General features: G+C 52.4%; 25 protein-coding genes and 1 pseudogene. 10 read left to right on the top strand and 16 right to left on the bottom strand.

The window, feature by feature from the left end; genetic code table 11:
• Nucleotides 1-106: 106 nt before the first annotated feature.
• The gene (locus NYE92_RS00780) at nt 107-634 is read left to right on the top strand and encodes a sterol desaturase family protein (protein ID WP_013027996.1); all 528 of its coding nucleotides are present in this window, start codon (nt 107-109) and stop codon (nt 632-634) included.
• On the opposite strand, the gene crtB is transcribed toward NYE92_RS00780, so the two are convergent.
• From crtB to NYE92_RS00750, 6 genes are all read right to left on the bottom strand, one after another.
• Complete coding sequence (gene crtB, locus NYE92_RS00775) at nt 573-1,502, bottom strand: 15-cis-phytoene synthase CrtB (protein WP_013027995.1); 930 nt, start codon at nt 1,500-1,502, stop codon at nt 573-575. The genes NYE92_RS00780 and crtB overlap by 62 nt on opposite strands.
• On the bottom strand, nt 1,499-2,977 hold the full coding sequence (locus NYE92_RS00770) for a phytoene desaturase (RefSeq protein ID WP_019105891.1): 1,479 nt from the start codon (nt 2,975-2,977) through the stop codon (nt 1,499-1,501). Before NYE92_RS00770 ends, crtB begins: the two co-directional genes overlap by 4 nt.
• A gap of 11 nt (nt 2,978-2,988) precedes the next feature.
• Nucleotides 2,989-4,137: a lycopene beta-cyclase CrtY gene (crtY, locus tag NYE92_RS00765; RefSeq protein ID WP_078829117.1), complete on the bottom strand. Its 1,149-nt coding sequence runs from the start codon at nt 4,135-4,137 to the stop codon at nt 2,989-2,991.
• Complete coding sequence (locus NYE92_RS00760) at nt 4,121-5,416, bottom strand: glycosyltransferase (protein ID WP_210487672.1); 1,296 nt, start codon at nt 5,414-5,416, stop codon at nt 4,121-4,123. Before NYE92_RS00760 ends, crtY begins: the two co-directional genes overlap by 17 nt.
• A gap of 9 nt (nt 5,417-5,425) precedes the next feature.
• Nucleotides 5,426-6,334 (bottom strand): polyprenyl synthetase family protein, encoded by a 909-nt coding sequence (locus NYE92_RS00755; protein ID WP_014333254.1) that lies wholly within the window; start codon nt 6,332-6,334, stop codon nt 5,426-5,428.
• Nucleotides 6,335-6,576: 242 nt separating this feature from the next.
• The gene (locus NYE92_RS00750; protein WP_072137422.1) at nt 6,577-7,107 is read right to left on the bottom strand and encodes a YtfJ family protein; all 531 of its coding nucleotides are present in this window, start codon (nt 7,105-7,107) and stop codon (nt 6,577-6,579) included.
• 167 nt (nt 7,108-7,274) lie between these two features.
• Between NYE92_RS00750 and NYE92_RS00745 the strand changes: the two genes are divergently transcribed.
• On the top strand, nt 7,275-7,493 hold the full coding sequence (locus NYE92_RS00745) for a hypothetical protein (RefSeq protein ID WP_259018375.1): 219 nt from the start codon (nt 7,275-7,277) through the stop codon (nt 7,491-7,493).
• Nucleotides 7,494-7,553: 60 nt separating this feature from the next.
• Here the strand turns inward: NYE92_RS00745 and NYE92_RS00740 are convergent, their stop codons facing one another.
• Complete coding sequence (locus tag NYE92_RS00740; RefSeq protein WP_259018374.1) at nt 7,554-9,290, bottom strand: DUF2534 family protein; 1,737 nt, start codon at nt 9,288-9,290, stop codon at nt 7,554-7,556.
• Nucleotides 9,291-9,353: 63 nt separating this feature from the next.
• On the bottom strand, nt 9,354-9,758 hold the full coding sequence (locus tag NYE92_RS00735) for a DUF2946 domain-containing protein (protein ID WP_259018373.1): 405 nt from the start codon (nt 9,756-9,758) through the stop codon (nt 9,354-9,356).
• A 209-nt stretch (nt 9,759-9,967) separates the two neighbouring features.
• On the opposite strand from NYE92_RS00735, the gene NYE92_RS00730 reads away from it, so the two are divergent.
• Nucleotides 9,968-10,909 carry a D-2-hydroxyacid dehydrogenase gene (locus NYE92_RS00730; RefSeq protein ID WP_105083222.1) on the top strand — a complete coding sequence of 314 codons (942 nt, stop codon included), beginning with the start codon at nt 9,968-9,970 and terminating at the stop codon, nt 10,907-10,909.
• Nucleotide 10,910: 1 nt separating this feature from the next.
• Here the strand turns inward: NYE92_RS00730 and glsB are convergent, their stop codons facing one another.
• A complete protein-coding gene (gene glsB / locus NYE92_RS00725) occupies nt 10,911-11,831 on the bottom strand; it encodes a glutaminase B (RefSeq protein WP_014598235.1) in 921 nt (306 codons plus the stop codon).
• 258 nt (nt 11,832-12,089) lie between these two features.
• Between glsB and clcA the strand changes: the two genes are divergently transcribed.
• Complete coding sequence (gene clcA, locus NYE92_RS00720; RefSeq protein WP_024471503.1) at nt 12,090-13,508, top strand: H(+)/Cl(-) exchange transporter ClcA; 1,419 nt, start codon at nt 12,090-12,092, stop codon at nt 13,506-13,508.
• 77 nt (nt 13,509-13,585) lie between these two features.
• A pseudogene (locus tag NYE92_RS00715) lies at nt 13,586-13,783 on the top strand (VasL domain-containing protein); the annotation flags it as partial.
• Nucleotides 13,784-14,109: 326 nt separating this feature from the next.
• Here the strand turns inward: NYE92_RS00715 and NYE92_RS00710 are convergent.
• Entirely contained in the window at nt 14,110-14,283 is a 174-nt protein-coding gene (locus tag NYE92_RS00710; protein ID WP_014333244.1) for a GhoT/OrtT family toxin, read from the bottom strand.
• A 368-nt stretch (nt 14,284-14,651) separates the two neighbouring features.
• On the opposite strand from NYE92_RS00710, the gene NYE92_RS00705 reads away from it, so the two are divergent.
• Nucleotides 14,652-15,188, top strand: a complete 537-nt coding sequence (locus NYE92_RS00705; protein WP_013027961.1) for a YbhB/YbcL family Raf kinase inhibitor-like protein — start codon at nt 14,652-14,654, stop codon at nt 15,186-15,188.
• 60 nt (nt 15,189-15,248) lie between these two features.
• Here NYE92_RS00705 and proP read toward each other — a convergent pair whose 3' ends face one another.
• The gene (gene proP / locus NYE92_RS00700) at nt 15,249-16,724 is read right to left on the bottom strand and encodes a glycine betaine/L-proline transporter ProP (protein WP_013027960.1); all 1,476 of its coding nucleotides are present in this window, start codon (nt 16,722-16,724) and stop codon (nt 15,249-15,251) included.
• 362 nt (nt 16,725-17,086) lie between these two features.
• Nucleotides 17,087-18,289 carry an MFS transporter gene (locus NYE92_RS00695; protein ID WP_014598266.1) on the bottom strand — a complete coding sequence of 401 codons (1,203 nt, stop codon included), beginning with the start codon at nt 18,287-18,289 and terminating at the stop codon, nt 17,087-17,089.
• 325 nt (nt 18,290-18,614) lie between these two features.
• On the opposite strand from NYE92_RS00695, the gene NYE92_RS00690 reads away from it, so the two are divergent.
• Both NYE92_RS00690 and NYE92_RS00685 read left to right on the top strand, forming a co-directional pair.
• Complete coding sequence (locus NYE92_RS00690) at nt 18,615-19,124, top strand: lysophospholipase (RefSeq protein WP_246871536.1); 510 nt, start codon at nt 18,615-18,617, stop codon at nt 19,122-19,124.
• A gap of 21 nt (nt 19,125-19,145) precedes the next feature.
• Nucleotides 19,146-19,325: a hypothetical protein gene (locus NYE92_RS00685; RefSeq protein ID WP_105079898.1), complete on the top strand. Its 180-nt coding sequence runs from the start codon at nt 19,146-19,148 to the stop codon at nt 19,323-19,325.
• Nucleotides 19,326-19,330: 5 nt separating this feature from the next.
• Here NYE92_RS00685 and NYE92_RS00680 read toward each other — a convergent pair whose 3' ends face one another.
• Together NYE92_RS00680 and NYE92_RS00675 are read right to left on the bottom strand one after the other, a co-directional pair.
• Complete coding sequence (locus NYE92_RS00680; protein ID WP_014604678.1) at nt 19,331-20,116, bottom strand: CDP-diacylglycerol diphosphatase; 786 nt, start codon at nt 20,114-20,116, stop codon at nt 19,331-19,333.
• Nucleotides 20,117-20,412: 296 nt separating this feature from the next.
• Nucleotides 20,413-21,315: a LysR family transcriptional regulator gene (locus tag NYE92_RS00675; protein WP_013027955.1), complete on the bottom strand. Its 903-nt coding sequence runs from the start codon at nt 21,313-21,315 to the stop codon at nt 20,413-20,415.
• Between the two features lie 99 nt (nt 21,316-21,414).
• On the opposite strand from NYE92_RS00675, the gene NYE92_RS00670 reads away from it, so the two are divergent.
• Both NYE92_RS00670 and NYE92_RS00665 read left to right on the top strand, forming a co-directional pair.
• On the top strand, nt 21,415-22,479 hold the full coding sequence (locus NYE92_RS00670) for an SDR family oxidoreductase (protein ID WP_014333237.1): 1,065 nt from the start codon (nt 21,415-21,417) through the stop codon (nt 22,477-22,479).
• Nucleotides 22,480-22,566: 87 nt separating this feature from the next.
• Nucleotides 22,567-23,220: an SDR family oxidoreductase gene (locus NYE92_RS00665; protein ID WP_105082620.1), complete on the top strand. Its 654-nt coding sequence runs from the start codon at nt 22,567-22,569 to the stop codon at nt 23,218-23,220.
• Between the two features lie 52 nt (nt 23,221-23,272).
• On the opposite strand, the gene fumA is transcribed toward NYE92_RS00665, so the two are convergent.
• Nucleotides 23,273-24,919 carry a class I fumarate hydratase FumA gene (gene fumA, locus NYE92_RS00660; RefSeq protein ID WP_259018365.1) on the bottom strand — a complete coding sequence of 549 codons (1,647 nt, stop codon included), beginning with the start codon at nt 24,917-24,919 and terminating at the stop codon, nt 23,273-23,275.
• A 156-nt stretch (nt 24,920-25,075) separates the two neighbouring features.
• Complete coding sequence (locus NYE92_RS00655; protein WP_116584854.1) at nt 25,076-26,584, bottom strand: DASS family sodium-coupled anion symporter; 1,509 nt, start codon at nt 26,582-26,584, stop codon at nt 25,076-25,078.
• Nucleotides 26,585-26,968 lie beyond the last annotated feature (384 nt).

Below are 26,968 nucleotides of genomic sequence, written 5' to 3'. Positions count from 1 at the left end.
GCGCGCCTTTCTGGCGCGCCTTTTTCCCTTCCCGCCGCCAGATCGGCTAATCTCTGTTAAAATTGAATCCTTAAGCCTGCTGCCAGACGTCTCTACCGGAGAAATTATGTTGTGGATTTGGAATGCCCTGATCGTTTTCGTTACCGTGATTGGCATGGAAGTGGTTGCTGCACTGGCACACAAATACATCATGCACGGCTGGGGTTGGGGATGGCATCTTTCACATCATGAACCGCGTAAAGGTGCGTTTGAAGTTAACGATCTTTATGCCGTGGTTTTTGCTGCATTATCGATCCTGCTGATTTATCTGGGCAGTACAGGAATGTGGCCGCTCCAGTGGATTGGCGCAGGTATGACGGCGTATGGATTACTCTATTTTATGGTGCACGACGGGCTGGTGCATCAACGTTGGCCATTCCGCTATATTCCACGCAAGGGCTACCTCAAACGGTTGTATATGGCGCACCGTATGCATCACGCCGTCAGGGGCAAAGAAGGTTGTGTTTCTTTTGGCTTCCTCTATGCGCCGCCCCTGTCAAAACTTCAGGCGACGCTCCGGGAAAGACATGGCGCTAGAGCGGGCGCTGCCAGAGATGCGCAGGGCGGGGAGGATGAGCCCGCATCCGGGAAGTAAGGGCCTGACCAGAGGCGGCCAGCAGCAGCGTTAATTTTTCGGGCGTGGTCGTTGACTGCCGCTGATCCCAGGCTTGCTGACCGGCCTGTTCAACTTTTACACCTATTTTCCGGTAAACCTGCTTCGCCGTAGCGATTGCCCAGGCCGAACGCAGGGGCAACCCAGCCAGGCCCGCTGTGGCAGACAAATAGTAAGGTTCTGCTTCCTGCACCAAACGACGGGCGATACGGCTCAGCGCCTGTCGGTTTTCAGGTGCCGCATAATTCTCTTTGTTCAGACCTTCATGCTCCAGCCAGCTTGCCGGCAGATAACAGCGGCCCGCATGCGCATCGTCCACAATATCGCGAGCAATATTGGTCAACTGAAATGCCAGCCCAAGGTCACAGGCGCGGTCCAGCGTGGCGTTATCCCGCACGCCCATGATTTGCGCCATCATCAAGCCGACAACGCCTGCAACGTGATAGCAATAGCGCAGCGTATCGTCCAGTTGGCTGTATTGCGCTTCGCGTACATCCATGGCGAATCCTTCCAGATGATCAAACGCGTAAGCCGGGGCGATATCATGAGCCATAGCCACTTCCTGAAAAGCCGCAAACGCCGGTTCGTGCATCTGCGATCCTGCATAGGCCTGGCGCGTTTTCATCTCAAGTTGCATCAGACGTTGTTCGGGCGTTTGTAAGGCAGGCTGCCGGGCCTGGAAGCCCAGCGTCTGATCGTCAATAACATCGTCACAATGGCGGCACCAGGCGTAGAGCATCAGTACGCTGCGCCGGGTTTTTGCATCAAATAACTTTGAGGCTGTCGCAAAACTTTTCGAGCCAACTGCCATCGTTTCGACCGCATGATTGAGTAACGACGGATTATTCAAATCAGATCCTCCAGCATCAAACCTGCTGTCGCTTTTGCCGAGCCGATGACGCCAGGAATGCCTGCGCCGGGATGCGTGCCTGCGCCGACCAGGTAGAGATTAGTAATGGTTTTATCGCGGTTATGCGGCCGAAACCAGGCGCTCTGGGTAAGAACGGGCTCCACAGAAAAGGCTGAGCCCTGATAGGCATTAAGCTGGTCGCGAAAATCAAACGGCGTAAACATCCGGTGCGTGACCAGCTGACTCCGTAAGCCAGGCATGTAATGCTGCTCAAGGTACTCAAAAATACGGTCGCGTAGTTTTGGCCCCTCAACCGTCCAGTCGAGGTTCGCGGTGCCTAAATGCGGCACCGGCGCCAACACATAGTAACTGCCGCAACCTTCAGGCGCCAGTGACGAATCCGTGACACAGGGCGCGTGCAGATAAAGTGAGAAGTCCTCTGCGAGGCCATCGTGATTAAAAATCTCGTCAATCAGTTCGCGGTAACGCGGGCCGAAACAAACCGTGTGATGCGCGAGCTGATCATGATGGTGATTCAAACCAAAATAGAGCACAAACAGAGAGTTACTCATACGCTTAGTCTGCAGTTTGTTGGACTGCTTAACCGCGGCAGGGTGCTGGCTTAACAGGTCGCGATAGGTATGAACCACATCTGCATTTGACGCGACGGCTTGCGTCAGGAACCTGCGACCGTCCTCTAAATGCACGGCTTCAATCTTGTTTCCTGTCGTTTCCATATGGCTGACTCTGGCGTTTAACACGACTTCACCACCCAGATCCTGAAACAGCTTTATCATCCCCTCAACTAATGCGCCGGTGCCGCCACGCGGAAACCAGACGCCCCACTCACGCTCCAGCGCGTGTATCAACGTATAAATGGATGAGGTGGCGAAGGGATTGCCGCCCACCAACAGCGAGTGGAAAGAAAACGCCTGGCGCAGATGTTCATCTTCGATGTAACTGGCAACCTTACTGTAAACGCTTCTCCATGCCTGCAGTTTCGCCAGTTGAGGTGCGGCGCGAAGCATGTCTCTGAACGATAAAAAAGGGACAGTACCGAGCTTCAGATAGCCTTCTTTAAACACCGCGCGTGAATAGTCCAGAAACTGACGATAACCTTCGACATCGCGGGGATTAAACTGCTGAATCTGCGCTTCGAGCCGGGTTTGATCGTTATCGTAATTAAAGACCTTCCCTGACTCCCAACACAGGCGGTAAAACGGCGTAACCGGCAGCAGTTCGACATACTCTTTTAACTGTTTTCCTGCCAGTGCAAACAGTTCTTCAATGGCACTGGGATCGGTGATAACCGTCGGGCCTGCATCAAAGGTAAACCCCTGATCCTCGTAGACATAAGCCCGACCGCCGGGTTTATCGCGTTGTTCAAGCAGTAAGACGGGGATCCCCGCAGCCTGTAGACGAATTGCCAGTGCCAGGCCACCGAAGCCTGCACCAATTACCGTAGTTGGTTTCATGTAGTCGCTCTTTAACGATGAGTCGTCATAATGGCTCGCAATGCTGCTAATACCGGAACAGGCGGCTTGCCGCTCAGAATACGTAGCCGATCGGTCAGCGTGAGTTTTCCCGCATAAAAACGGGCAATTAAATCTTCAGGTAAACCATAAAAACGTTGCATAACCCGCCAGCGTGAATCGGCGGGTCCGGCTAAAAACAGCATGCGATTCAGCATGCGGAAAAAGCGCTGCTGCTGCCAGCGCTCGCGGGCAAAATGCGTAATGGCCTGGTGAATTGAGGCCGACGTAAAGACATCAAGTGCGCTCAGGCGGTCGGCCACGGCAACCGCCAGCGGCAGTGAATAGCCGGTGGTAGGATGGAACAGACCGGCACGTAATCCACTACAGGCCAGGGGGCGCTGCTGCCAGAATGCGTCGGCATTGCCCGACAGGGTGATGGGTAAGGCGCCCTGTTCTTCACGCAGCAGAGTCTGAAGCTGCCAACCCTGTTGCGCGGCATAGTCGCAAATATTTTGCCGCGCGCGTTCAGGATCTAATGTCGCATTATCGATATAGTGCGTGTCTTCAATTAACAATCTGGTCGGCGAGAGCGGCAGGCTGTACACGAAGCGATAACCATTTTGCTGATCGACCGTGGCATCCATGATAATGGGAGACGATAAACCATGCGGTTGGCTCAATCGCCATTCCTGGCCAATAAACGCCTGGAAGCCCACGCTCAGTGCTGAGTTTGCCGCATAACCCCGCCCGTCAATCACCGCGCGGGCACCGATAACCTGACCCTTTTTCAACCGAACAGATTCCGCATTAACCTCTGCGACCGCGGTATCCATCCACAAGTGCGGGCCAAACTGTCGCTGTAAAACCTCAGCGAAACGCTGAGAAGGAATACAGAAGTAGCCGCTGTTCAGCTTACGACGGCGTGTGGGAAAGCGCACCTGATAGTCGGGCCAGTGATGAACCACCAGCGGCGCTATCCAACGATGTTGGCTCTCAGTCAAATCATCGTGGTGAAATGACCACGTATGATTTCCGCCCGCCTGGGGTGCGGCGTCGATAAGCAAAATACGCATATCAGGTTGCTGCTGCTGAAGACGCAGGGCGATAAGGCCATTCGCGAGTCCAGCCCCCACGAGAATCAGATCATAATGCGGTTGCATAGCCGCTCCCACTTAAGACAGGCTGACCGGTGCGCATAACCTGCTCAATGATATCGGCAGCGGCCATGGTGCCCCCTGCCAAGCGAAGGGCGGTCTGGATCTTCGCCATGCGCTGCTGAAAGTCGACGTTGGTCAGCAATGAACGCATCTGACGAGCCAAAGCATGGCTGGTGGTAAAGCGGGAAGCACGCTTGCCGATGCCGTGATAAACGATGCGTGACGCGACGCCGGGCTGATCAAAGGCCAGTGGAAGCGCTAAAAGGGGCGTCCGGTAATTAATCGCGTCCAGTACCGTATTCATGCCGCCGTGGGTGATCGCCAGCTGCGCCTGTGACAGCGCGGCTGACTGATCGGCAAAATCCACCACCTGTGTATGACGGCTTCGCGCCAGTTCTTCACTCTGAGAGTCCGTAAGACGACCACAGTGGGCTAACAGGAGCTGACCGTCAATTTCTTCACAGGCTTTCACTATCGTTTTAAACAGCCCATAACGGTGTCCCTGGAGCGTGCCCAGCGAGGCGAAAATCCGGGGTTTTTCTGAGGATGTAAAATAACGGGATGAAGACGTTGATGGTGCGTACGTTTCGCGCAGAGGCCCGACGGCATGAAAACAAGCCGGTAACGCTTTGCGGGGAAAATCCAGTTCAGGAACAAGCTGGCTGATTTGCGCCAGTGGCGAAAAACACTGGTGAAGCTTTTGCCGGGGGGCTAAGCCCATTCTGTGGCTGTGTTCGGCAATGACGCGGTCATGACGACGCATTAGCCAGTCATAAATTTTTTCACTGGCGGCATAACGTTCGCGAGCCGCGTCGCTGGTCCCGTATTCGAAAGGCATAACCGCCAGGGGCATATCCGGTTCACGATTGAGAGGCAGCGCGCAGGCTACGGAGATAAACGGCAGTCCCAGTGCTTCAGCAACGAGCGCGCCTGCCGGTTCCATTTGATCAACAATGACGCCATCTATCGCCAGATCGTTAAATGCCTGGGGGAGTTCGCGGCACAGCATATCGGTGGTGCGCGCCATTTCATTGATGAGCTTCAGCATTGACGGCCCCAGAGGATGAGCCGCCAGGTGTAGCACGCGCGTTAACGCGCCGGGGGGATGGCTGTCTGTCCCGACGGCATGAAATCCAATGGTTTCGCTATCGATCAAGTGTTTAATATCGTATTGCTGAATAAAGGTCACCCGATGACCGCGCGCGACCAGTTCCTGAGCGAGATTCTGTAATGCGCGAACATGGCTGTAAAAAGGCGGTGCGATCGCCGCGAAATGGCTCATGCAGCATCCTTAACTGACGGCAGCGAGTTTTTTGTCAAACCAGGCCTGAATAAAATGTTGAGTGGCGTGCCCGTGTTGGCAGGCCGCAGAGAGATGCTCACTGGCAAGATGAAGATGTTGTCTCAGACGTTCTTCAACCGCCCTCGGGCCTAACAGATTGACCAGCGTCGATTTACCGGCGTCCTGATTGCTATCCTTACCGGTGTCGGTCATGCCATCGGTCAAATCGTCCAGCAGTTGAAATGCCTGACCAAGATCAAGTGAAAAACGATGCAGGCAATCACGCGCTTCGCTGGAGGCATTCGCAACAATCGAGGCCATCTGCATGGAGGCACAAAACAGCGTGCTGGTTTTAAAGTGATTCGTCATCAAAATAGCTTCAGCGCTGCGCGGCTTATCCCCTTCAGACAGGTCCTTGAACTGACCCTGAACCAATCCTTGCATGCCGATGGCGTTTGACAGTTCAGAAACCGCCCGATTTTTTGCCAGCGGCGTGAGGCCATCTGCATCGGCAATTACGCCAAAGGCTTTACTCAGCAAGGCAACCGCCGCCAGTATTGCCACATGCTCTCCGTAATGAGAATGAATGGTAGGGCGTCCGCGCCGCAGCTTCGCATCGTCCATGCAGGGCATATCGTCAAGGATCAGCGAAGCCGCGTGGACCATTTCCACCGCACAGGCCAAATCCAGTAATCCGTCATGGCTGACAGCGCAACCCAGATCGCGGGCGGTCAGCAACAGCAACATGGGGCGAATACGTTTTCCCGGTGCCAGCGCACCTTCACGCATCGCGGCACCCACAACATCCCGTTCTCCCTCCACGGGCAATAACTGATCAAGGCGTCGATCAATATCAGCCAGTAACTGCTCCGCAGCATCGCGAGTGAGATGAACGTGTTTTTTTGCGCAGACCGTCATTCGGGCTGTCCTTATAAACGGATACATTTACGGCAACGCGAAAGATGCGGTGCCCTTCAAAAAGACGCTTAATCTGCCATAACATGGTTGGCAGGCTTACCCGTTATTTTACATTTAGGGTTACAGGTTTTTTTTGCTAAATCCACATCGTTAATACTAGTTGAGCTTGTGGAAAAGGTGGAAAATTCATAAACCTCCGTCGGATTGGCAGACCGTGCGGTACCTTTACCGGGTTGCCAGGATCAGCCTGTCAGCGCACGTAATGTTGCAATGACCTGAGAAACATCATCCGCACTGAGCGCCGTGTCTTTCGCAAACTTTACCTGACCATAAGGGTCCAGCACGATGACAGCGGCACCTTCTGGCTTAAGCTGCCAGCGATGTTGTGCCACGCCGCTACTGTCGATAATAAATTGTTGCCATGGTGAGGCTTTTTTACTGGAGCGGATACTGTTAATCACAAACAGACTGCTGCCAGGCAAAGTATCATCTGTATTCACGATGGTTGTGGTCTGGAACCGGTCTTGTGGCAGGTTGGCGCGCTGCAGGGCCGCAATAAGCGGGGCGGATTGCTCTTTGGCCGACAATCGTCCTGCAACATGAATAACTAAACGTGTCCGACCCGGAAGAGACAGGCTGTTCCATTTTTGATAGTTAACCTTGCCGCTATCCAGCCGCATTTCACCTTTATCCGCAATAAAAACCGACGGAAGGGGCTGCCCGATGACGATGTCATGCGCGCTGGCCCAGCAGGAAACGAGCAAAAGCGCCATCAATCCATAACGTTGCACAGTCTTATCCCTGTTTTTAGGATCTGAGTTACCAGCTTAGCAACTTTATTCACTTTCAACTGTTTTATGCCCAATCCTGTTTGAGATCAATATAGCCGGGGGAGGGCTGAACAAAAATGCATCAGCAAGTGAAGATCAGGAGGTGAAAAATGCACTCAGATCGTATGACATTATCTGAAATGGCAGCCTATATAGGGGTTTCGCAGGCAACTCTGGTCAGGGCGCTTTGTAATGAGGGGGCGTTAGATGGTGTGCCGCTTCCCGAAGGATTGGATCATCTGCCTCTGGCGCAACGGCACTGGTTAAAAGAGGATGTCAGCCAGTTAAAACACGCGTTGCAACGCGTTCACGATATCCATCATGATTAAAGACACGGCTTAGCATGCATTTTGATTCATCAAACGCCCGCATAATGCGGGCATTTTTTATTACTTGCCCTGCTCGTCACTTTCACCCAGGAAAAAATACCAGAGTGGAATCGACATTAAGCCGGTAAATACGGTGGTATAAAGCAGAATCATCATGGCCTGAGTGATATACATCATTATCGTCCAGTCGCTGAACGGAATATTGTATTGCTCAATTACGCCACTCACCATGGCGCGTGCCATAACGGTTCCCACAATAATTGCCAAAATGACCACGCTACGCAGGAAATAACGCATCTCTTTACGCTTAACGGCAAATCGGGATTGAACAATCGCCAATGGAGACTGCTTATCCAGCGGCGTGACAACCTCCTGACGTGAAGCACGCTGTGCTTTCCGCCAGCGCTGGATATCAAGCAGTAAGAAGGCCAGTAAACTCACGCCCATCAACGGCAGCGCATAACCGAATGCGAGAGCCAGGATCAGGCTGGCCCCCTGCTGATAGCGCGGTAAGACCTGCCATGCTGCCAGCAGCGTTTGCGCGGGATTGGCCTGCGGTAATGCCGGGCGGCGAATCCACCACATGCGATAACCCAGAACGATCATCGCACATAACCCCGTACCAAACAGCGCCAGGATGAGTTGGTTCGGTAGGCCAAACAGCACGCCCATATGTGCATCTACGCCCCAGCGTGTCAGCTTCGCGACCAGCGGAAAATGGGCAAACTCCACGTGATCGACAATGCTGAAGTCATCAGGATTAACGGAAACCGAATCGACCTGACTTGGCCAGCGGCGATCGATCTCACTCACTGTCCATGCCTGACCGGCACTTTTCGGCTGGCGTAATTCAATTTTTGCCGCCTTGATACCTGCGCTACGTGCGGCCACCTCAACCCTGTCCCAGTCAGCATCAGGCTGATTAAGGATAACGGGTTTGTCGGTCTTATGACCCGGCATGCTGGGCAGGGTGCCGCCCATTGCCATACCGTCCATCGTGGCATGATGTTCGGCATGAGGATCGGCAGCCACCACCGGTGCATCGCCATTTAGCGCTGTTCTGACCTGAGGCGTCAACCAGCCAAAATCGCTGCGCATTTTATCAATATTACTGCCTGCCCACTGTGACCAGGTTAATCCCGTTACCGAGAAAAAGACCAGACCAAGGGACAGGACTAAGCCGAGCGTAATATGCCAGGAACGCGTTAATAAAAAGCCAGAACGCGGCTGTCTGACTTTGCGCCGCGGACGCGTCCCCAGCCACAGCAGAATGCCACCCAGTGCCGCAACCCATAACCATGACGCCGCCAGTTCGCTGTAATTACGGCCAACATCGCCCAGCAGCAGACCGCGATGAACCTGATCGAGCCACATGCGAAGAGGTAATACGCCGCTGGTGCCATAAACCGTCATGTCCCCTTTTACAGCGAGCGTATAAGGGTCGATAAAAACAGAACGTGATTCTGAAGGGCCTGACTGCGGCTCTGAAAACTGCACACGCGTCGTGTCGTGTTTGCCCGGAGCGGGCCTTACGGCATAAATCCGGGCATTACCGGCATAACGCCTAGCCGCACTAATTTGATCGGAAAGCGGCTTTGCAGTGCCCTGGGCGTTGGTGGTGAGTGCATCTTTATAAATCAGGTTCTCTAACTGCGGCGTAATGACATACAGCGTGCCGGTTAATGCCGCAACAAAAATAAAGGGCGCAATAAACAGGCCAATATAAAAATGTAAACGACGAAGAACATTCAACATCGCCCCGCGTTGAGGAAGATTGTTTTCCCGTGAAAAAGTCATAGCGATTCCATATTTTCAGAATACCGGGCTTTTCCTCCTGCGCCATGGCGTAAGAAGAAAAGATCACATCAAGGAAATAAACAACCGGGGCAACGGTGGTGCGCGGGGTCGATAAATACCGTTCAGGCGCGGTAACGCCAGGCGCGCAATGTGCCGGGGCGGAGGAGCGCGACAGGTCAGGCAGATCAACCAGATGAAGGGAATAAATACCCACAACATTAACGGAACATGCACCAGCAGATCGCAATAACCGCAGGCGAGGCCGTCGTTCATCATACTGTGATCGGTCATCGCCATATCGCTGTGATGATCCATCATCGGCATATCCGCACTCATGCCTGACATCGTCATCGCATCATGGCGTTCAGCAAGATTTTTTGATACCACAGGTGCAATAAACAACAGCATTACAGCCAGTATCGCAATACAGGCGCTCAGTCGTTGTTGTTTACAGCGGGTGGATTTCATTATCAGAACAGGATAGTTATTCACAATTTCAGGGCGGCAGTGTAACGCGACGGAGATAAAAGGGTTAAAAAAAATGGCATTTAAGCCATCGAAAGTCGCACCTTTTGAACACCTTCACTCAAATTGGCTTTGAAATTAACTTTATCGTTACTCATGCCGTACATTTGAATAACATTATTTGTCGGTGATATCGTAATAAAGGAGATCTAATGAAAATCGTAACACTCGATGGCGACACATTGCCCCTGCCACCGACTCAGCCCGCCTGGTGTAGTGACTGGCAATTTCGAACGGACACGGCCGAAGACGAGATCGTTACAGCGCTAAAGGGGGCGACCATTGCCATCACCAACAAGGTGCCCTTACGTGCGGCGACGCTGGCACAGCTCCCCGACCTGCGATACATCTGTGTCACGGCAACGGGCTATGACTGCATTGATATTGCAGCCTGCAAAGAACGTGGCATTGTGGTGAGCAACATTCCGGGTTACTCAACGCAAAGTGTTTCGGAAGGGGTGATAGCCTTTATTTTTGCCTTGCGGCGCCAGATCGTGGAATACGCCAACAGCACGCGTCACTCCTGGCCTGAATCCTCTCATTTTTGCCTGCACCGGGCGCCGATTCAGGATATTGCTGGCGCAACGCTGGGTATTGTTGGAAAGGGCGACATCGGCAGCGCAGTCGGCAGGCTGGCACAGGCCTTGGGAATGCGTGTGCTTTATGCCGAACGCAAAGACAGCAGCAGGATCCGTGACGGCTATGTCAGCTTTGATGCGATGCTGGCCTCCAGCGATATCATTTCACTGCACTGCCCTCTTAGCGAGCAAACCCGTCATCTGATCGATCGCGAGACGCTGGAAAAGATGAAACCCCAGGCGTTGCTGATTAACACCGCGCGGGGCGGCCTAATTCACGAGGCGCAACTGGCAGATGCCCTGCGGAATGGCACCCTTGCCGGTGCAGCGCTGGACGTTCTCAGCAGTGAACCCCCTGCGCGGGATCACCCTCTACTCCAGCCCGATATCCCCAATCTTCTCCTGACACCGCACATTGCCTGGGCGAGTAACAGCGGCATGCACAATCTGCTTCAGGGACTCATGGTGAACCTGGCGGGATTTGAGCAAAACCGGCCCGTGAATGTCGTGAGCTGAATCAGAATATCGAACGGCCGAGTTTGTCAGTCAGGCACTCCAGCGCGGCGGTGCCGGCTAACGAATTGCCCGCGCTATCCAATCCGGGTGACCAGACCGCGATGCTCATTTCACCGGGAATGACGGCAATGATACCGCCGCCAACCCCGGATTTGGCGGGCATGCCCACCCGCCAGGCAAATTCGCCAGCCCCGTCGTACATACCGCTGGTAATCATTAGCGCATTGATCTGCCGCGCCTGGCGGGACGAAATCAGGGACGCGCCATCCAGGGTTTTTCCCTGATTAGCCAGATAAATAAAACTGCGAGCCAGTTCAATACAGTTCATGGACAATGAGCAGTAGTGAAAATAAGTCTGCATAACGCTGGTGACGTCGTTGTCAAAATTACCAAATGACTTCATCAGCCAGGCGATAGCCGCGTTGCGGGCAGAGTGTTCGTATTCAGAACGGGCGACGTGACGATCGTACTGAATATCCGATTGCTGACTGAGCTGACGGATTATTTCCAGCATACGCTGACGCGGTGCTGTCAGCCGGGTTTCAAGCAAATCGCAGATCACCAGCGCCCCGGCGTTAATAAAGGGATTACGGGGTTTTCCCTGCTCCAGTTCAAGCTGAACCAGCGAATTAAAAGGCTGACCGGAGGGTTCTTTACCCACTCGCCGCCATATCTCCGCATCCTCATAACGCGTCAGCGCGACGGTGAGAGAGAGCACTTTCGAAATGGACTGGATCGAAAAACGTGTTTCAGCATCGCCTGCCTGAAAAACTGTGCCATCACGTAAACAGACCGCTATACCCAGATGGTCGGCCGCGACGTCAGCCAGCGCCGGAATGTAATTAGCGACTTTGCCCTGATGAACTAACGGACGGACCTGCTCAAGAACGGCTTCAAGCAGTGAATTACTGAGAGTGGTCACACACGCGTCTCCAGAAAGATCGTTGATGGCGCAGGATGATGAGCGTCCTCAGGCTGCAAATCAATGGCTTGCAGATAAAATTGCCAGACGAGGCCTGAAATTTTATCAGGCATGATGATTACCCCACATCATCCCTTATGCAGCAGCAGGTTGCTGATTTAGTAAAATTCGGAGATAAATAAAAGCGAGGAATTATGGCGGGGATGCGATAACCTCTGGATTTAATTTGCATTGTTGGTGCTGTTCAGCACGCTAATTTTGAGGTCAGGCATGCGCGCTTTTGTCTCAAACCGACCCGGTCTTTTTCGCCCCCGTCGGCTACGGTTGTTACAATATCTTATTCGGCGAGATAAAACGCCGGTTGCCTTATTACTGCTCGCCGCGCTGGTGGGCGTATTAACAGGCCTGACGGCGGTGGCATTCGACAGAGCGGTAAGCTGGGTCATACATTCCCGCCTCCACTGGCTGAGCCAGTTTGAAAACAATGCCTTGTTAATGGGCTTGTTTGCCTTTATTTTTTCCGCAGGGCTGGCAGCGTCAGGCTATTTTCTTGTCAGGCGATTTGCGCCTGAAGCGGGTGGATCGGGCATTCCTGAAATAGAAGGTGCGCTGGAGGAGTTAAGGCCCGTACGCTGGTGGCGAGTTTTACCGGTGAAGTTCGTTGGGGGGCTGGGCGCGCTGGGCTCGGGCATGGTGCTTGGGCGAGAAGGGCCGACAGTTCAGATTGGCGGTAACATTGGACGCATGTGTCTGGATATCTTCCGCATGCGGTCTTCTGAATCCCGTCATACTATTCTGGCTACCGGTGCTGCTTCAGGCCTGGCCGCCGCCTTTAATGCCCCGCTGGCAGGCATTCTGTTCATCATTGAAGAAATGCGCCTGCAGTTTCGCTTTAGCCTTATTTCTATCAAAGCCGTGTTTGTTGGGGTCATTACCTCAAGCATTGTTTTTCGCGCGCTGAACGGTAACGAACCCATCATTAACATCGGGCAACTGAAAGATGCGCCGATACAAACCCTGTGGTTATATTTGCTGTTAGGGATTCTATTTGGTGGCTGCGGTGTGGCCTTTAATCGTCTGATATTCACGCTGCAGGATCTGTTTCAGACTCTTCACAAGGGCCAAACCTCGCGTTGGGTGCTGGGCGGTGCAGTGTTGGGCGGATTATGCGGTCTGCTGGGGCTGGTACTGCCTCAGGCCGTCACTGGCGGTATTACGTTAATTCCCGACTTTTCAGCCGGTACATATACCTCCGCCGCTTTACTCTCCCTGTTTTTTCTTCGCGCGCTGACCACCTTGCTGTGTTTCGCATCCGGGGCGCCAGGCGGTATTTTCGCGCCGATGCTGACGCTCGGCACATTACTCGGCATCAGCGTCGGTCAACTCTGTGTTGCGATGTTTCCGGCGTATCATCTTGAAGCGGCAACCTTTGCCGTTGCGGGCATGGGGGCGTTATTTGCGGCCTCGGTACGCGCACCCTTGACCGGCATTATTCTGGTGCTGGAGATGACGAATAATTATCAGCTTATTCTGCCAATGATTATTACCTGTCTTGGGGCTACCCTGTCCGCGCAATATTTCGGCGGAACGCCGTTGTATTCAACGCTTCTCGCCCGGACTCTGGCAAAGCAGCAACAAAGTGAGGCGGAGGCCAATGCAACGCACGATCGGGCCTGAGTGAGCAGGGCGAAATTGCGCAGATATTAACGCTAGGAATCTGGCCTGAGGTCGGACGGCAATCATTCTTGAAACGGGTCAGCGAGCTGAAATCAGTGGTTTTTTCCACTATGCAGTCCTTTAACCAATCCATACCGGTTGAAGAGCAACTGCGGGCATTGTCACAACATCCTGCGGGCGAACCTTTACCTGCCGCTGCCCGGTCTCAACTGGAAATGCACCTGAAGCAACTGACGGCCCGTTATGCTGAAATAACACACCAGGGTTCACAATAAAGGTGGGGTAAAAACTTCACGAGGTTCAGTCTGTTACCCTACGATTTTCCCTTTCGGTAGCGGGCGATCGCGCGCTGCCAAAACAGGTATCTTGCGACGTCAGCAAGTCAGTGAGTGCGGTGTATGACAAAAGGCGTCTATCGGAACGGCACGCTGTGGCGATGATTGCAGCCATCGCTTGCAAGAAAAAGCGGGTTTTGCAGAACAGTACAGGGCAGCGGTTGCGCCAAGGGAAGGTTATGCAAAATTGTCTGGTGAAGGTGTCTTATTGCAGTGTGAAGACCGCCCAGCAGGTAGCGATGTATCTGACCTACAGGAGAGAAATTTCAAAATAGCGCGAACATTAATGCTACCGGAAAACTCATAGGCCAGGTTGCACCAACCAGAAAAGCACTCAACAGTTTGATGCTGAGCTTGTCTTTGGCGATAAAGAAGGTGATGAGTGCCGCTACCGAGGCAACAATGCCATAGAAGACCAGCATGTGTTGATAAAGTGTCATTTTTGCCTCAATACCTGTTTAAATGTTTGATGCAGATCATGCGGATTTTTGTGATTCAGATCAAGTATCAGGCCTTTTGTGTAAATAAAAAAAAGGCGTCAGACCGGTTTGCTACCGGCAATCTGGCGCTAAATACTGGCGATTTCACCCTGAAAGATGACAGTAAAATAAGCCTTATTCCCCTTCACAGGCCGATCCTTAAGGCCTGTCGCCCCTGGCGAACTGCCGTTTTTATTTCTCTTCTCCTCTCTTCTGTGGGCTCCTGTCTCACTTCTCTGTCGGGTTTTGAGACATATACTGTTTCACTGTGGATTGGATGAATTTCGCTCTCGTCCCAGGATAACCTCTCGATAACACAGGAGTATCAGGTGAAAAAATTTCCTTATCTGTTGTTAATCTTTTTATGTCCTGCTGCATTGGCTTTAACCCTGCAGTCGAAAGACTTCAGCGATAATGGCTTGTTAGATAAAAAATTTGCCGGTGCGAATAAAAGTAATGCGGCCTGTACCGGCGAAAACGTATCACCCGAACTTAACTGGTCAGAGAGTCCGGCCGGTACCAAAAGCTTTGCCTTACTGATGACCGATCCCGTGGGGGCTAAAGGTCTCGGGGTGAGTCATATGGTGGCTTACAACATTGCTTCTGAACGCAGTGCTTTTGCTCAGGGTGAACTGACAACGGGGAAAGGTTACACGGGTGGGAAAAACTCACCGGGCACCGCCCATTACTACGGCCCCTGTCCGCCTGTCGGTTCAGGCATTCACCACTATAACTTCGTGCTGATTGCCACGGATCTTGCACCCTCTGCGCTTGAACCGGGTTTGACTCATGACGAGCTGTTGAAGAAACTCAAAGGACATGCCCTGGGTGCGGCCAGCACGGTGGCCCGGTTTGGTAATGACTAGACTGAATGTACACATAAAAAAACACCCTGCGGACAGGGTGTTTTGGATGAAAACGGCGGGTTATTTCGCGTCAGCTGGCGCGGGTCGATCGGATTCAGCCTTTCTGTCCATTTTATTAATCAGGCTTTGGGCTTCGGCTTCGCTTGCGACAGCAGGAGAAGAGCCGGTTAAGGGCTTACGGGCCGTTTCACGTACCGTCAGAATCGTCAGTAATCCCACCACCCCTGCAACCATCATGTAGTACGCCGGCATCATGGTATTTTGCGTGGTATCAACCAGCCATGCGGTAAGTAAAGGCGTGGTGCCGCCAAACAGTGAAACCGAAAGATTGAAGCCGATCGCCAGTGCACTGTAACGAATATCAGTGGCAAAAAGCGCGGGTAGCGTTGAGGGCATGGTGCCACTGAAGCAGGTGTGCAGAATACCCAGTATGAGCAGGCCGGCAAAGACTGCCCACATATTATGTGAACCGATCAACATAAAGCTGGGGATAGCGAGCAGGATCAGGCCCACTGCACCGAAACCAATCACCGGGCGACGACCAATTCGATCGGTCCAGCGGCCCCACATCAGCGTTAACGGCATCATGACAAACATCACGATCATTACCAGCAGCAGCCCGCTGAGCTCAGGTAAACCCAGTACGCCGGTAAGATAGCTGGGCATATACGAGGTCAGCATGTAGTTGGAAACGTTAAACAATAAGACCAGCCCGATACACTTCATCATGGGCACGCGGTGCTTACTTAACATCTTGAAGAGCGTCAGGCGCGGTTTACTCTGCTCCAGCTCCTCCTGCTTCTGCATATGTTGTTTAAAAGCCGGTGTTTCCTCGAGTTTCAAACGCACATACAGGCCGAACAAGCCAAGGGGCGCGGCAATAAAGAAGGGCACGCGCCAGCCCCAGGACATCATGGCTTCTGATGAGATAAAGCTCGTCATTACGGTCACCAGACAGGCACCCAGCAGGTAGCCGCCTAATGTACCGAACTCCAGAAAGCTTCCCATAAAACCACGACGTTTATCTGTCGAATACTCTGCGATGAAGGTTGCTGCACCGCCATATTCGCCACCGGTAGAGAATCCCTGAACGAGTCGGGCCACCAGCAGCAGGATGGGTGCCATGATGCCGATTGAGGCATAGGATGGAATGATGCCGATGCAAAATGTGCCTATCGACATCATGATCATGGTGATGGCCAGCACTTTCTGACGTCCGATTCGGTCACCCAGCGGACCGAATACCAGACCGCCCAGTGGGCGGACTAAAAACGCCGCTGCAAAGGTACCAAAGGTCGCGATCAACTGAATTGCCGTATTGGCATCGGGGAAAAAGACCTTACCAATGATAACAGCCAGGTAGCTGTAGACGCCAAAGTCAAACCACTCCATGGCATTACCCAATGCGGCGGCACCGACAGCGCGTTTTAACATGTCATTATCGATAACGGTTATGTCATCAACCGTGAGTTTTTTTTGCTTTTTATTCCAGAAATGTTTTTTAGGCCTGGGTGACGATGAACGGTTTGTATCCATATTTTCCTCAAACTACTTAAATGAAGACGACCTATAGCTTTCGCAGCCAGTCAGCGAGGTTAACGGAAATAAAGGAAGAGAAAGCTATAAGAGGCCAGTGACATTAATGATAGAGCGTTCTTAACCGCAGCGAGAAAACATAGTACATGAATGTAATTTTTTGCAAGTAATCAGGAAAAAAGAGTGATTAATAAGTGAGATAGACATAAATCATTTTTTACCTTTGTTTACATTTTGGCACATTTGATGGTGCCTGAGTCCCTTTTAAACGGTATTCAGGATGGCGGATTCGCCTATTGCATGCGGTATTCAGGGGCAAACCAGAATCCGCCAGCGTGAGATTGCTGGCAGATTACCCTTAATTATGCCGGTTCAGCCGCCGGCGTTCGTCCGGTGCTCCACCACAGCAGTAAGGCCACCAGGGCGATACAACCCAATGCGCTAAAGGCAATACTGTAGGAATAGCGAGCCACAATCAGCCCCGTCATCGCCGGGCTCATGGAGGCACCTACGCCTTGCATTAGCATCACCACACTCTGGCCCGCATTAACGTGCCCGCTGCCGCGCAGCAGGGAGACAATGTAGCCAGGCACGGCAACGCCCAGTATTCCTGCCGCAATGCCATCAAGCACCTGGACTGGAATAACGAATAGCGTCTCTGGAAATTCTGCCGCAATAAGCGCCCGAAGCGGCATCATTAACAGGGCCGTCATGATCAAATAGCGATAGCCAATTTTATCCACACGGCGTGAAACGTAAATCGCGACAGGGATCATCACCAGCTGAGAAATAACAACCGTTGCCGCAGCATACAAACCGGGATCGACCGCATCTGGCCCGGTTGATGAGGCAACGCGCATACTCAGCATGGGCAACAGTGCGGCGTTGGCCAGATGAAACAGCAGTAAAGTCAGACCGGTTACCAGCAGTGCGGGTTTGCGCGCCAGGATCCACAGGCTCAGAGTCGGCTTTTGAGACTGATTGTCTTCTAATCCGCGGGCAACCTCATGATTGATATCCTCTCCACGTATCGCCAACGTCGCGATGGCGGCAAAGACGGCCATTATCATCATTAAAATGAAAACGGCGCCGAGCCCCCATTTCCAGGCTGCGAATCCTGCCAGTACAGCCGCCAGGGTGTTTCCGGCATGGTTGTAAGCCTCGTTCCGCCCCATCTGGTGGTTGAACCCTTTTTGCCCCGTCAGGCCCAGCGTTATCCCTGCTACGGTCGGGCCAATAAAGGCGGCAGCAATACCGGCAACGATCTGTGAAATGATCGCCGTCCAGGACTGGTTGCTGTACCAGAGTAATAAGGTCGCAACGGTAATCACGATGCATCCTGTCAGGATGACAAGACGTTTATAGCGCGTTGCATCCGCCACCACGCCTGCGGGCAACGTTGAGAGGAGCCCTGCAATGCCGCCTGAGGTCATGACCAGGCCTATTTCATCCGGGCTCCAGTGGCGTTCTGTCAGAAAAATACCTAAAAACGGTCCCAGACCGTCTCTGACGTCGGCCAGAAAAAAACTCATCAGACACAGTGCCTGAAGTGACCGTTGTGACATGTGATTTTCCCTGTAGCAATAGTAAGGTTTGGGTGACCAACACATTTCAATAAGTAACGCAATGAATCATGGCAGCAAAAATACCAAGTAACACAACGTTAAAGTTACAAAATGAAAAAATTCACTTTTTATGTAATCTGGTCTAGCGGCGGTGAGGTCTTAAGGCCGTTCTGTGGTGAGAGGTATCCATGCAGGGCCACACTGTTGTCCACATTCTCTGGCGGTGTCGACAACTGTCCCGTTTAAGACTTTCCAGAATCAAAATTTTCTGCTGTGAGCCCGGTTAGACTCAGAGGACGTGAGAGGCTGAAGAAGGCGAAGCCCTATGTTAAACACACGAAGCCATGTGCAGGGCATTCCTTGCGTTCACTGGGGTAATCGGGCAGGCGGTAAGCTTATCCTTGCCGTACATGGCTATTTTTCCCATAAAGAAGATCAGTGCATTGAGATTCTGGCATCTGAGGCTGTGAAAGCGGGATATAGCATACTGAGTTTCGATCTTCCTGCTCATGGTGAAAGGCGTCATGTAGAGTCTGAATGCCATGTAGCACAAGCCGTTGATGACATTAAAATCATGCTTGCTTATGCTCAGAAACGATTCAGTGCAACGGCACTATTTGCCTGCAGCATTGGTGCCAGTTTTAGCATGATTGCAGCTCAGAAAATAAAAATATTTCAGGCATTATTTCTCTCGCCTGTTATCGATCTCGACAGTCTCATCAGAAAAATGATGGTCAAGGCTGATGTTGATGAAACCCGGCTCAATCGCGAGAAGGTCATCATTGCTTCTGACGGCACGGTTTTTCGAGCCGATTATCTTGCGTATGTCCAATAGCACCGGGTTTCGGGAGAAAACTTGTCCCTGAATATTATGGTTGCAAGCCAGGACCAGATTGCCGATTTCAGTGCGGTTGTCACCTTTGCACACCGCCACAAAGCGGTACTGACGACGGTGCAAGGAGCCGAACACTATTTTCATCATCCTCGGGAACATCAGGCGTTGAGGGCGTTGGTTCAGCGCATTTTACATAAGTGAGTTAATTATCTAAAGCGTAAGGGTTTTGCGGATCCCGAACCCAGAATGTCACATCGCTTATCCAGTAAAGACTCAACGGAGGCGCGATTGCCTTTATCCCAGCCGCGACGGGTTGCCAGCAGGATGAACCCTTTTTCACCCGAGAACGTTGTCGGCACTAACGCGACGCCATATTCAGCCAGCATAGGCGGCGTCAGGCGAAAGTAGTGAGCAACGGATGCGATAGGGTAAATGCCCATCGCTGTAGGTTGAAGGACACGGCGAGCGTAATAAGTATGCGTTAAGAGCTTATCGGGCAGGGGATGCCACGCATCTTGAATATAGGGACGTTCAGCCCTTAACTGCCTGTAAACATCTTCTCGCAGGCAGGTGAGGTGGATATGTAGCTGATTCTGACTGCGGCCCCAGGCCGAGTTGATTGCCATGCCCAGCATGTCCTCCGGCACAGGCCTGCCGTATTGAGACATCAACTGATAACGCATCAGCCAGGCGTAGCCGAAATAATCTGGACGGCCAGGCATGAATAGCCACGGGCTTTCAATACCGGATACCGGAATCGTGGGAACCAGAATGAAATGATAGGGATAACGAGGGTTTTGAATAATGCTAAAACCCTGCCGTTTGCCCTCTGGAATATAGATTTGCTGACAGGGTGACGGGTGGCCAGTGTAGTGATAGTTCACCATGCAAACGTTGTCTGTCACCGCCCATAATGCATCTGAGCGTGCGCATCCCGCCAGCGTAAGTGCCATTATAGTCAGTACCATCAGGCGAAAGAGCAGACTTAGCATAAACGCAGCCGTTCACTTTCAGGTACCGGCAACGTTTCACAACCTTTGATTTTTTTAACGCTCACCGCCCTTGCTGCCATATCGCCTTTGTCCCTACGCCTGAGCGGATTGGAATGCCTCTACGTTAGCGCCACTCCGTTATAAACACCATTGGGTTGACCAGAAAGTACTGAAATATTATGACCTAACCTGCCCATCCGATTCTGGCAGCACAGGCATAAACGTTATAATGACGTTATATTATCCGCCATATTCCATTACTCACCCTGTGAAAAAGCGATTAAATTCTCTCGCAATCAACGAATGGTTAACTGCGTTAGCGTGGTTAATAAAACATCCACTTTAGGCAGAAGCTGCTTACGCCGGGGCCAAATCACACTGAGTGGCAGCCCCTCGGGTTGCTGCTGCGGCAGTAAGATTTCCAGTTCACCACTGTCAACGGCGTTCTGTACCAGCCACGAGGGCATTTGTGCAACGCCTAATCCGGCAATTACTGCCTGTAGTTGTGCATCCACATCAGCCAGCGCCATGCGAAAGGGAACGTCCCGCCAGTACGAATGACCGTCTTTACCACTAAATAACCAGGGTTTTGGCGTGTTATCGGCCCGTTCATACAGAATGGCCCGATGCTGCATGAGTGCCTGTTCATTTTGCGGCCTTCCTTCGCGTTCCAGCCACGCTGGCGAGGCACAAAACACCATGCGTTCACGACCAATATGACGGCAGCCCATTGATGCGGGTAAATCATCTGAGCCGCCAATTCTGACCGCAACGTCAATGCCTTCATCAAACAGATCGATGAAGCGATCTGAAAAACTCATTCTCAATTCAAGCTCGGGATGCTGCTGACAAAACGGAATCAGCAACGGCATCACGTTCAGCCGACCATAAGTATGCGGCACGGCCAGTCTCAGACGGCCGGAAGGAATAATCCGTTGCGCAGCCAGGACGGCTTCTGCTTCGGCCAGCTCTTCCATGATGCGTAAGCAGGTTTGGTAATAGGCGCTGCCCGCATCCGTCAGTTGCAGTTTTCGCGTTGTGCGTTCGAGCAGGCGCGAGCCCAGTCGCATCTCCAGTCGGCTAACGCTTTTACTGATGGCAGAACCCGTGACATGTAAACGGGCAGCCGCAGCGGTAAAACTCCCGCTTTCTACACTGGCCACAAAAGGAACAATGTCTTTAAGACGCTGATCGTGCATGATTGATGAACTCAGGTTGATAATGATGTGAATTATTACCCAAAATAGGAATGAAATTCTCTATTACGCTTAGCATTACGCAAAAAGAGGAGAATTAACATGCAAAAGCAGGCTTTGATTGTTGGAATCAGTGGTGTGATTGGTCGAGCGTTAGCAGAAAGGCTAAATAACGAAGGCTGGCAGGTCAGCGGGTTGTCACGTGGCCGCAGCGCGGTACCTGAGGGCTGCAGCAACCTCACCGCAGATTTAACCGATCCTGAAGCGGTAAAAACGGCATTGAAAGCGGTCAAACCTGATGCAGTATTCTTCAGCGTCTGGGCGCGCCAGGACAGTGAAAAAGAGAATATCCGCGTCAATGGCGGCATGATCCGCAACGTTATTGAAGCGCTTGGCGAACGCCTCCAGGGCGCACATGTGGCGCTGGTGACGGGCCTTAAGCACTATCTGGGGCCATTTGAAGCTTACGGCAAAGGCGCTGTGCCGGTCACGCCCTTCCGCGAAGAGCAGGGTCGTCAGCCGGTAGACAACTTCTATTATGCCCAGGAGGATGAAGTCTTCGCTGGTGCCGAAAAATATGGCTATCGCTGGAGCGTCCACCGTCCGCATACCATCATTGGTTATGCGCTCGGAAATGCCATGAACATGGGGCAGACTCTGGCCGTTTACGCCACCTTATGTAAAGAAAAAGGCTGGCCGTTTATCTTCCCAGGCTCACCCGAGCAATGGAATGGCGTGGTGGATATGACCGACGCCGGTCTTCTGGCTGAGCAACTTGAGTGGGCGGCGACCAGCCCGGCCGCGGCAAATCAGGACTTCAACGCGGTAAACGGTGACGTTTTCCGCTGGAACTGGATGTGGCCAAAACTGGCGGCATATTTTGGTCTTGAGGCTGCCGCTTATCCGGCGAAAATGATGCCGCTTGACGGGCGTATGCAGGAGGCGGCCAGCGTATGGCAGGCGCTTGCTCAGCGTGAAAACCTGCGTGAACAGGATATCACGCGTCTGGCCTCATGGTGGCACACCGACGCGGATCTGGGGCGACCCATGGAAGCCTTCACCGATATGAGTAAAAGTCGCAAGGCGGGCTTTACCGGCTACCGGAGCACTCTGGATTCCTTCACTCAGCTTTTCGATAAGCTGAAGCATGAGAAAATCATTCCTTAATCATGTCCTGGAGCGCCCCGACGGGCGCTCATTACCGCTGCGCTTAATGTCTATACTGATATCTGACTTTTTCAAAGGAGCAGGACGATGACGACATGTTTTATTATTGGCGCGGCGGGCAACGTTGGCTCTCATTTGACGAAACAGCTCAGCGCTAAGCAACATGCGGTTTCTGCACTGCATCGTAAATCTGAGCAGGCCGAAGCACTTAAATCCGCCGGAGCGGTTCCCGTGGCGGGGGATCTCCAGCAGCTGACCGTGGATCAACTGGCGCAGGAAATGGCCGGCCACGATGTGGTGATTTTTAGCGCTGGTGCGGGAGGCGCGGGTATTGAGCTGACCAACGCCATTGACGGCGAGGGGTTGTCCCTGGCGGTTGCCGCAGCCGAAAAGGCCGGTGTGAAGCGGTTTTTGCTGGTTTCAGTCTTCCCGGATGCCGCACGTGGCGAAGAGACATCTGAAGGTTTCGAAAATTACATGCGCGTGAAGCGGCTGGCTGATGTTCGCCTGGTCGAAAGCCAACTCGACTGGGTGATTCTTCGTCCCGGTACGCTAACCAATGTGGCGGGGCGCGGCACCGTACGTGCAGATTTTGCCATTCCTTACGGGTCGGTCCCGCGTGAGGATGTGGCCGCCACGCTGGTGGCTCTGGTCGAAACACCGCAAATTTCGCGCAAAATTATTGAGCTGACCGAAGGCGACGAAAGCATAAGCGACGCCATGTTCCGTCTGCAACGATGATAAAAAACGGCCCCTGTAACGGGGCCGTTTCATCATGTTTACCGCCGCGTGTTTATTTCACACAGCGCGAGCAGTGCTCACGTTCGATATGCTGGAAGAAGTCATTTCCTTTGTCATCCACCAGGATAAAGGCCGGGAAATTTTCGACCTCTATTTTCCAGATAGCTTCCATCCCCAGTTCGGCATACTCCACGCACTCCAGACTCTTGATGCTCTGCTGCGCCAGAACGGCAGCCGGACCACCAATGCTGCCTAAGTAAAAACCGCCGTGCTTGTGGCAGGCATCGGTGACCTGCTGGCTACGGTTACCTTTTGCCAGCATGACTTTGCTGCCGCCATTTGCCTGCAGAAGATCGACATACGAATCCATGCGGCCTGCCGTCGTCGGGCCCAGTGAGCCAGATGCGTAACCCTCCGGTGTTTTGGCCGGACCCGCATAATAGACAGGGTGATCTTTAATGTACAGCGGCAAGCCTTCGCCGTTATCAATGCGTTCTTTTAGTTTGGCATGGGCAATGTCACGCGCAACGATGATGGTCCCGGTCAGGGACAAACGTGTCGAAACCGGGTATTCCGAAAGCTGGGCAAGGATGTCATTCATCGGGCGATTCAGGTCGATGTGAACCACTTCGCCTTCACCTTGCTTGCGCAGTGCTTCAGGGATATAACGCCCAGGATTGGCTTCCAGTTTTTCAATCCAGATACCCTCGCGGTTGATTTTAGCTTTGATATTGCGGTCAGCGGAGCACGAAACCCCCATGCCAACCGGGCAGGATGCGCCGTGGCGAGGCAAACGCACTACGCGGATATCATGTGCAAAATATTTGCCGCCGAACTGTGCTCCCAGCCCAAGCTGCTGCGCCGCTTCCAGTAACTCCTGCTCAAGCTGAACATCACGGAACGCCTGACCATGCTCGTTACCTTCTGTAGGTAAACCATCATAGTAGTGAGTCGATGCCAGCTTGACGGTTTTCAGTGTACTTTCGGCAGAGGTGCCGCCAATGACAAAGGCGATATGGTAGGGAGGACAAGCCGCAGTACCCAGCGTACGCATTTTATCGACCAGATAATTTTTCAGCTTGCCGGGGCTGAGCAGTGCTTTGGTTTCCTGATACAAATAGGTTTTATTGGCGGAACCGCCGCCTTTGGCGATGCAAAGGAATTTGTATTCATCACCGTCCACGCTGTAGAGGTCAATCTGCGCCGGAAGATTGGTGCCGGTGTTCACTTCTTTATACATATCCAGCGCGGCATTTTGGGAGTAACGCAGGTTATCTTCAATATAGGTATTGTAGATACCTTGCGACAGCGCGGCTTCGTCACCGCCACCGGTCCACACTCGCTGGCCTTTTTTGCCCATGATGATGGCGGTGCCGGTGTCCTGGCAGGTTGGCAAGACACCTTTAGCGGCGATCTCGGAGTTTCGTAAGAACTGCAGTGCGACGTATTTATCGTTATCGCTGGCTTCAGGGTCAGCCAGAATTGACGCAACCTGCTGCTGGTGGGCCGGGCGCAACATAAAAGACGCATCATGAAAGGCCTGCTGGGCCAGCAGCGTCAATGCCTGTGGGTCTACTTTTAATATGGACTGGCCGTCAAACTCAGCCACGGAAACGTGGTCGGGGCTAAGCAAATAGTATTCGGTGTCCTCGTGGGCAAGAGGAAAGGGGTTCTGATAAAAAAAAGGTTTGTTCGACATAGTATCTCACTTAATGACGTGCTGGCTCCGTTAACGCAGGCTGACAGGAGCAACATCAAAGGCGAATGAGTTGTTTATTATGCTTGCCAGCCATAAGCACAGGCTGGCAAGTGTTGGCATGTTATCGTATGACGCGTCGAATTGCATTTGACACAATCAGAACATCCACACCATCCAGGGGTAGGCGATGAGCATCATAGCAATCAGGAAGATAGCGCCAAAGATGGTGCCCAGACGCCAGTAATCTTTCGTAGGTAAATAGCCGCTGCCGTAATAAATAGGGCTTGGGCCGGTACCGTAAGGGGTGATAATCCCCATCACACCCAGTGAAGTACACAGCATCAGGCAAAACACGGGCATGTTAATACCTGGAATGGAAGCGGCAATGGTTAACATCGCAGGCAGCAAGGCGGTCGTATGCGCAGTGGTACTGGCAAACAGGTAGTGCAGCAGGAAGAAGGCAATCAACAGCACCACAGCCGACACTTGAGGATCGTATCCCTGCAGTAACATTCCCCCTTCTTTGCCCAGCCAGGCGATAAAGCCTACGCGGGCTAAACCATCGGCCAGCGCAACCAGTGTGGCAAACCAGGCAAAGGTGTTCCAGGCGGCTTTATTGCTGGTGATGTCGTTCCAGTTAAGTACCCCGGTCCACAGCATCAGAATAATCACCAGCAGAGCGGCCATGGCCGGTTCGATCCAGGCAGTGGCAAAAATCCACATCAGTAGCGCACAGACAACAAACACCAGTAACAGGATTTCATTGCGGGTCAACTTACCCAGTTTTTCCAGCTCAGCAATCGCCCAGCGAGGCACTTCATCATTCACCTTCACTTCAGGCGGATAGAACCAGTACGCCAGCAGCGGCATGGTCAGAATCAACAGCAGGCCCAGTGGCAAAAAGGCAAGGAACCAAATTCCCCATGAAATATCAAAACCAATGACGCTTTTAACCAGCGCAAGGGCGAGCAGGTTGGGCGCCAGGGCGGACAGGAACATGGAGCTGGTGATACAGGCAGCGGTGATAGCAACCCACATCAGATAAGATCCAATTTTACGCGCGCTGGGGTCATTGGGTTTTGAACCATAAAGCGGCGGCAGATTGGCAATGATGGGATAAATGGTACCGCCACTGCGGGCCGTGTTCGACGGGGTGAAAGGGGCCAGCAGCAAATCCGCGAAGGTGATGGCATAGCCGAGGGTTAAACTCCGGCGGCCCAGGTATTTCACCAGAATTAATGCCAGACGGCGGCCGAACTGGGTCTTGTCATAGCCCGCAGCGAACATGAATGCGCCAAAAATCAGCCAGACGGTTGAGTTACCGAAGCCGCTGACCGCCCATTTAAATGACTCACTCGCCACTTTAAATTTGGGGTTGGCCAGTTCTGCCGGGCTAAAGAGCAGGAACTGGCTGAACAGGGCGATGACGACGACGCCGGTCAGACCAATCACTGCGCCGGGCAAGGGTTCAAAAATCAGCCCGACGATGACGCCGACGAAGATGGCAAAGAAGTGCCATGCATAAGGTTCAAGACCCGCTGGCACGGGGACGAGTAACAACAGGACGGCGACCAAAACCGTCAAAAGGAGCATAAGTGCTTTATTTTTGCCCGCAGCTGCAGGGGCTGCTTTTGGAGGCTCTTTGACGTTTGAGAGTGTTTTCATAGTATTTTTCTACGTGTTAAGGATAATTCGAGCAGCGTCCCGGCAATTCGTCCATAGGGACTTCTTTATTCTAAATTATGAGAATAAACCGTGATGCCTTATAATTTTTTAACTTGTCCTCTGGTGCGATGGAGGCATTTATAAAAGATCATGTGGATATGATGCGATTAATTAAAAACAGAATATTGATCCAGATCAAGTAAGTTAAAATATACGATTAAATTTTTAACAACTAAATTATTAATAACCTAGAGCCAAATATTTAAACTGCAAGAATAAGGGTTTTAAGCTTCACTTTGGGAAGGGCGAGCAACAAAATTATATGTTTAAGCTATTGTTTTTATTGTATTATTTTTAATTTCCCAATTCTCATTGATTTTCTTT

This window comes from Pantoea sp. B566, assembly GCF_024793925.1.
Classification (GTDB): Bacteria; Pseudomonadota; Gammaproteobacteria; order Enterobacterales; family Enterobacteriaceae; genus Pantoea; species Pantoea ananatis.
Note: the sequence above shows the minus strand (reverse complement) of the source record. Positions and strands in the feature narration are given on the sequence as shown.

Excerpts from the sequence above, each read along its gene's own strand:
- NYE92_RS00780 (WP_013027996.1), top strand. The coding sequence starts at position 107 with ATGTTGTGGATTTGGAATGCCCTGATCGTTTTCGTTACCGTGATTGGC.
- NYE92_RS00770 (WP_019105891.1), bottom strand. The coding sequence starts at position 2,977 with ATGAAACCAACTACGGTAATTGGTGCAGGCTTCGGTGGCCTGGCACTG.
- crtY (WP_078829117.1), bottom strand. The coding sequence starts at position 4,137 with ATGCAACCGCATTATGATCTGATTCTCGTGGGGGCTGGACTCGCGAAT.
- NYE92_RS00760 (WP_210487672.1), bottom strand. The coding sequence starts at position 5,416 with ATGAGCCATTTCGCGGCGATCGCACCGCCTTTTTACAGCCATGTTCGC.
- NYE92_RS00755 (WP_014333254.1), bottom strand. The coding sequence starts at position 6,334 with ATGACGGTCTGCGCAAAAAAACACGTTCATCTCACTCGCGATGCTGCG.
- NYE92_RS00750 (WP_072137422.1), bottom strand. The coding sequence starts at position 7,107 with ATGGCGCTTTTGCTCGTTTCCTGCTGGGCCAGCGCGCATGACATCGTC.
- NYE92_RS00745 (WP_259018375.1), top strand. The coding sequence starts at position 7,275 with ATGCACTCAGATCGTATGACATTATCTGAAATGGCAGCCTATATAGGG.
- NYE92_RS00740 (WP_259018374.1), bottom strand. The coding sequence starts at position 9,290 with ATGACTTTTTCACGGGAAAACAATCTTCCTCAACGCGGGGCGATGTTG.
- NYE92_RS00735 (WP_259018373.1), bottom strand. The coding sequence starts at position 9,758 with ATGAAATCCACCCGCTGTAAACAACAACGACTGAGCGCCTGTATTGCG.
- NYE92_RS00730 (WP_105083222.1), top strand. The coding sequence starts at position 9,968 with ATGAAAATCGTAACACTCGATGGCGACACATTGCCCCTGCCACCGACT.
- NYE92_RS00710 (WP_014333244.1), bottom strand. The coding sequence starts at position 14,283 with ATGACACTTTATCAACACATGCTGGTCTTCTATGGCATTGTTGCCTCG.
- proP (WP_013027960.1), bottom strand. The coding sequence starts at position 16,724 with ATGGATACAAACCGTTCATCGTCACCCAGGCCTAAAAAACATTTCTGG.
- NYE92_RS00695 (WP_014598266.1), bottom strand. The coding sequence starts at position 18,289 with ATGTCACAACGGTCACTTCAGGCACTGTGTCTGATGAGTTTTTTTCTG.
- NYE92_RS00690 (WP_246871536.1), top strand. The coding sequence starts at position 18,615 with ATGTTAAACACACGAAGCCATGTGCAGGGCATTCCTTGCGTTCACTGG.
- NYE92_RS00680 (WP_014604678.1), bottom strand. The coding sequence starts at position 20,116 with ATGCTAAGTCTGCTCTTTCGCCTGATGGTACTGACTATAATGGCACTT.
- NYE92_RS00675 (WP_013027955.1), bottom strand. The coding sequence starts at position 21,315 with ATGCACGATCAGCGTCTTAAAGACATTGTTCCTTTTGTGGCCAGTGTA.
- NYE92_RS00670 (WP_014333237.1), top strand. The coding sequence starts at position 21,415 with ATGCAAAAGCAGGCTTTGATTGTTGGAATCAGTGGTGTGATTGGTCGA.
- NYE92_RS00665 (WP_105082620.1), top strand. The coding sequence starts at position 22,567 with ATGACGACATGTTTTATTATTGGCGCGGCGGGCAACGTTGGCTCTCAT.
- fumA (WP_259018365.1), bottom strand. The coding sequence starts at position 24,919 with ATGTCGAACAAACCTTTTTTTTATCAGAACCCCTTTCCTCTTGCCCAC.
- NYE92_RS00655 (WP_116584854.1), bottom strand. The coding sequence starts at position 26,584 with ATGAAAACACTCTCAAACGTCAAAGAGCCTCCAAAAGCAGCCCCTGCA.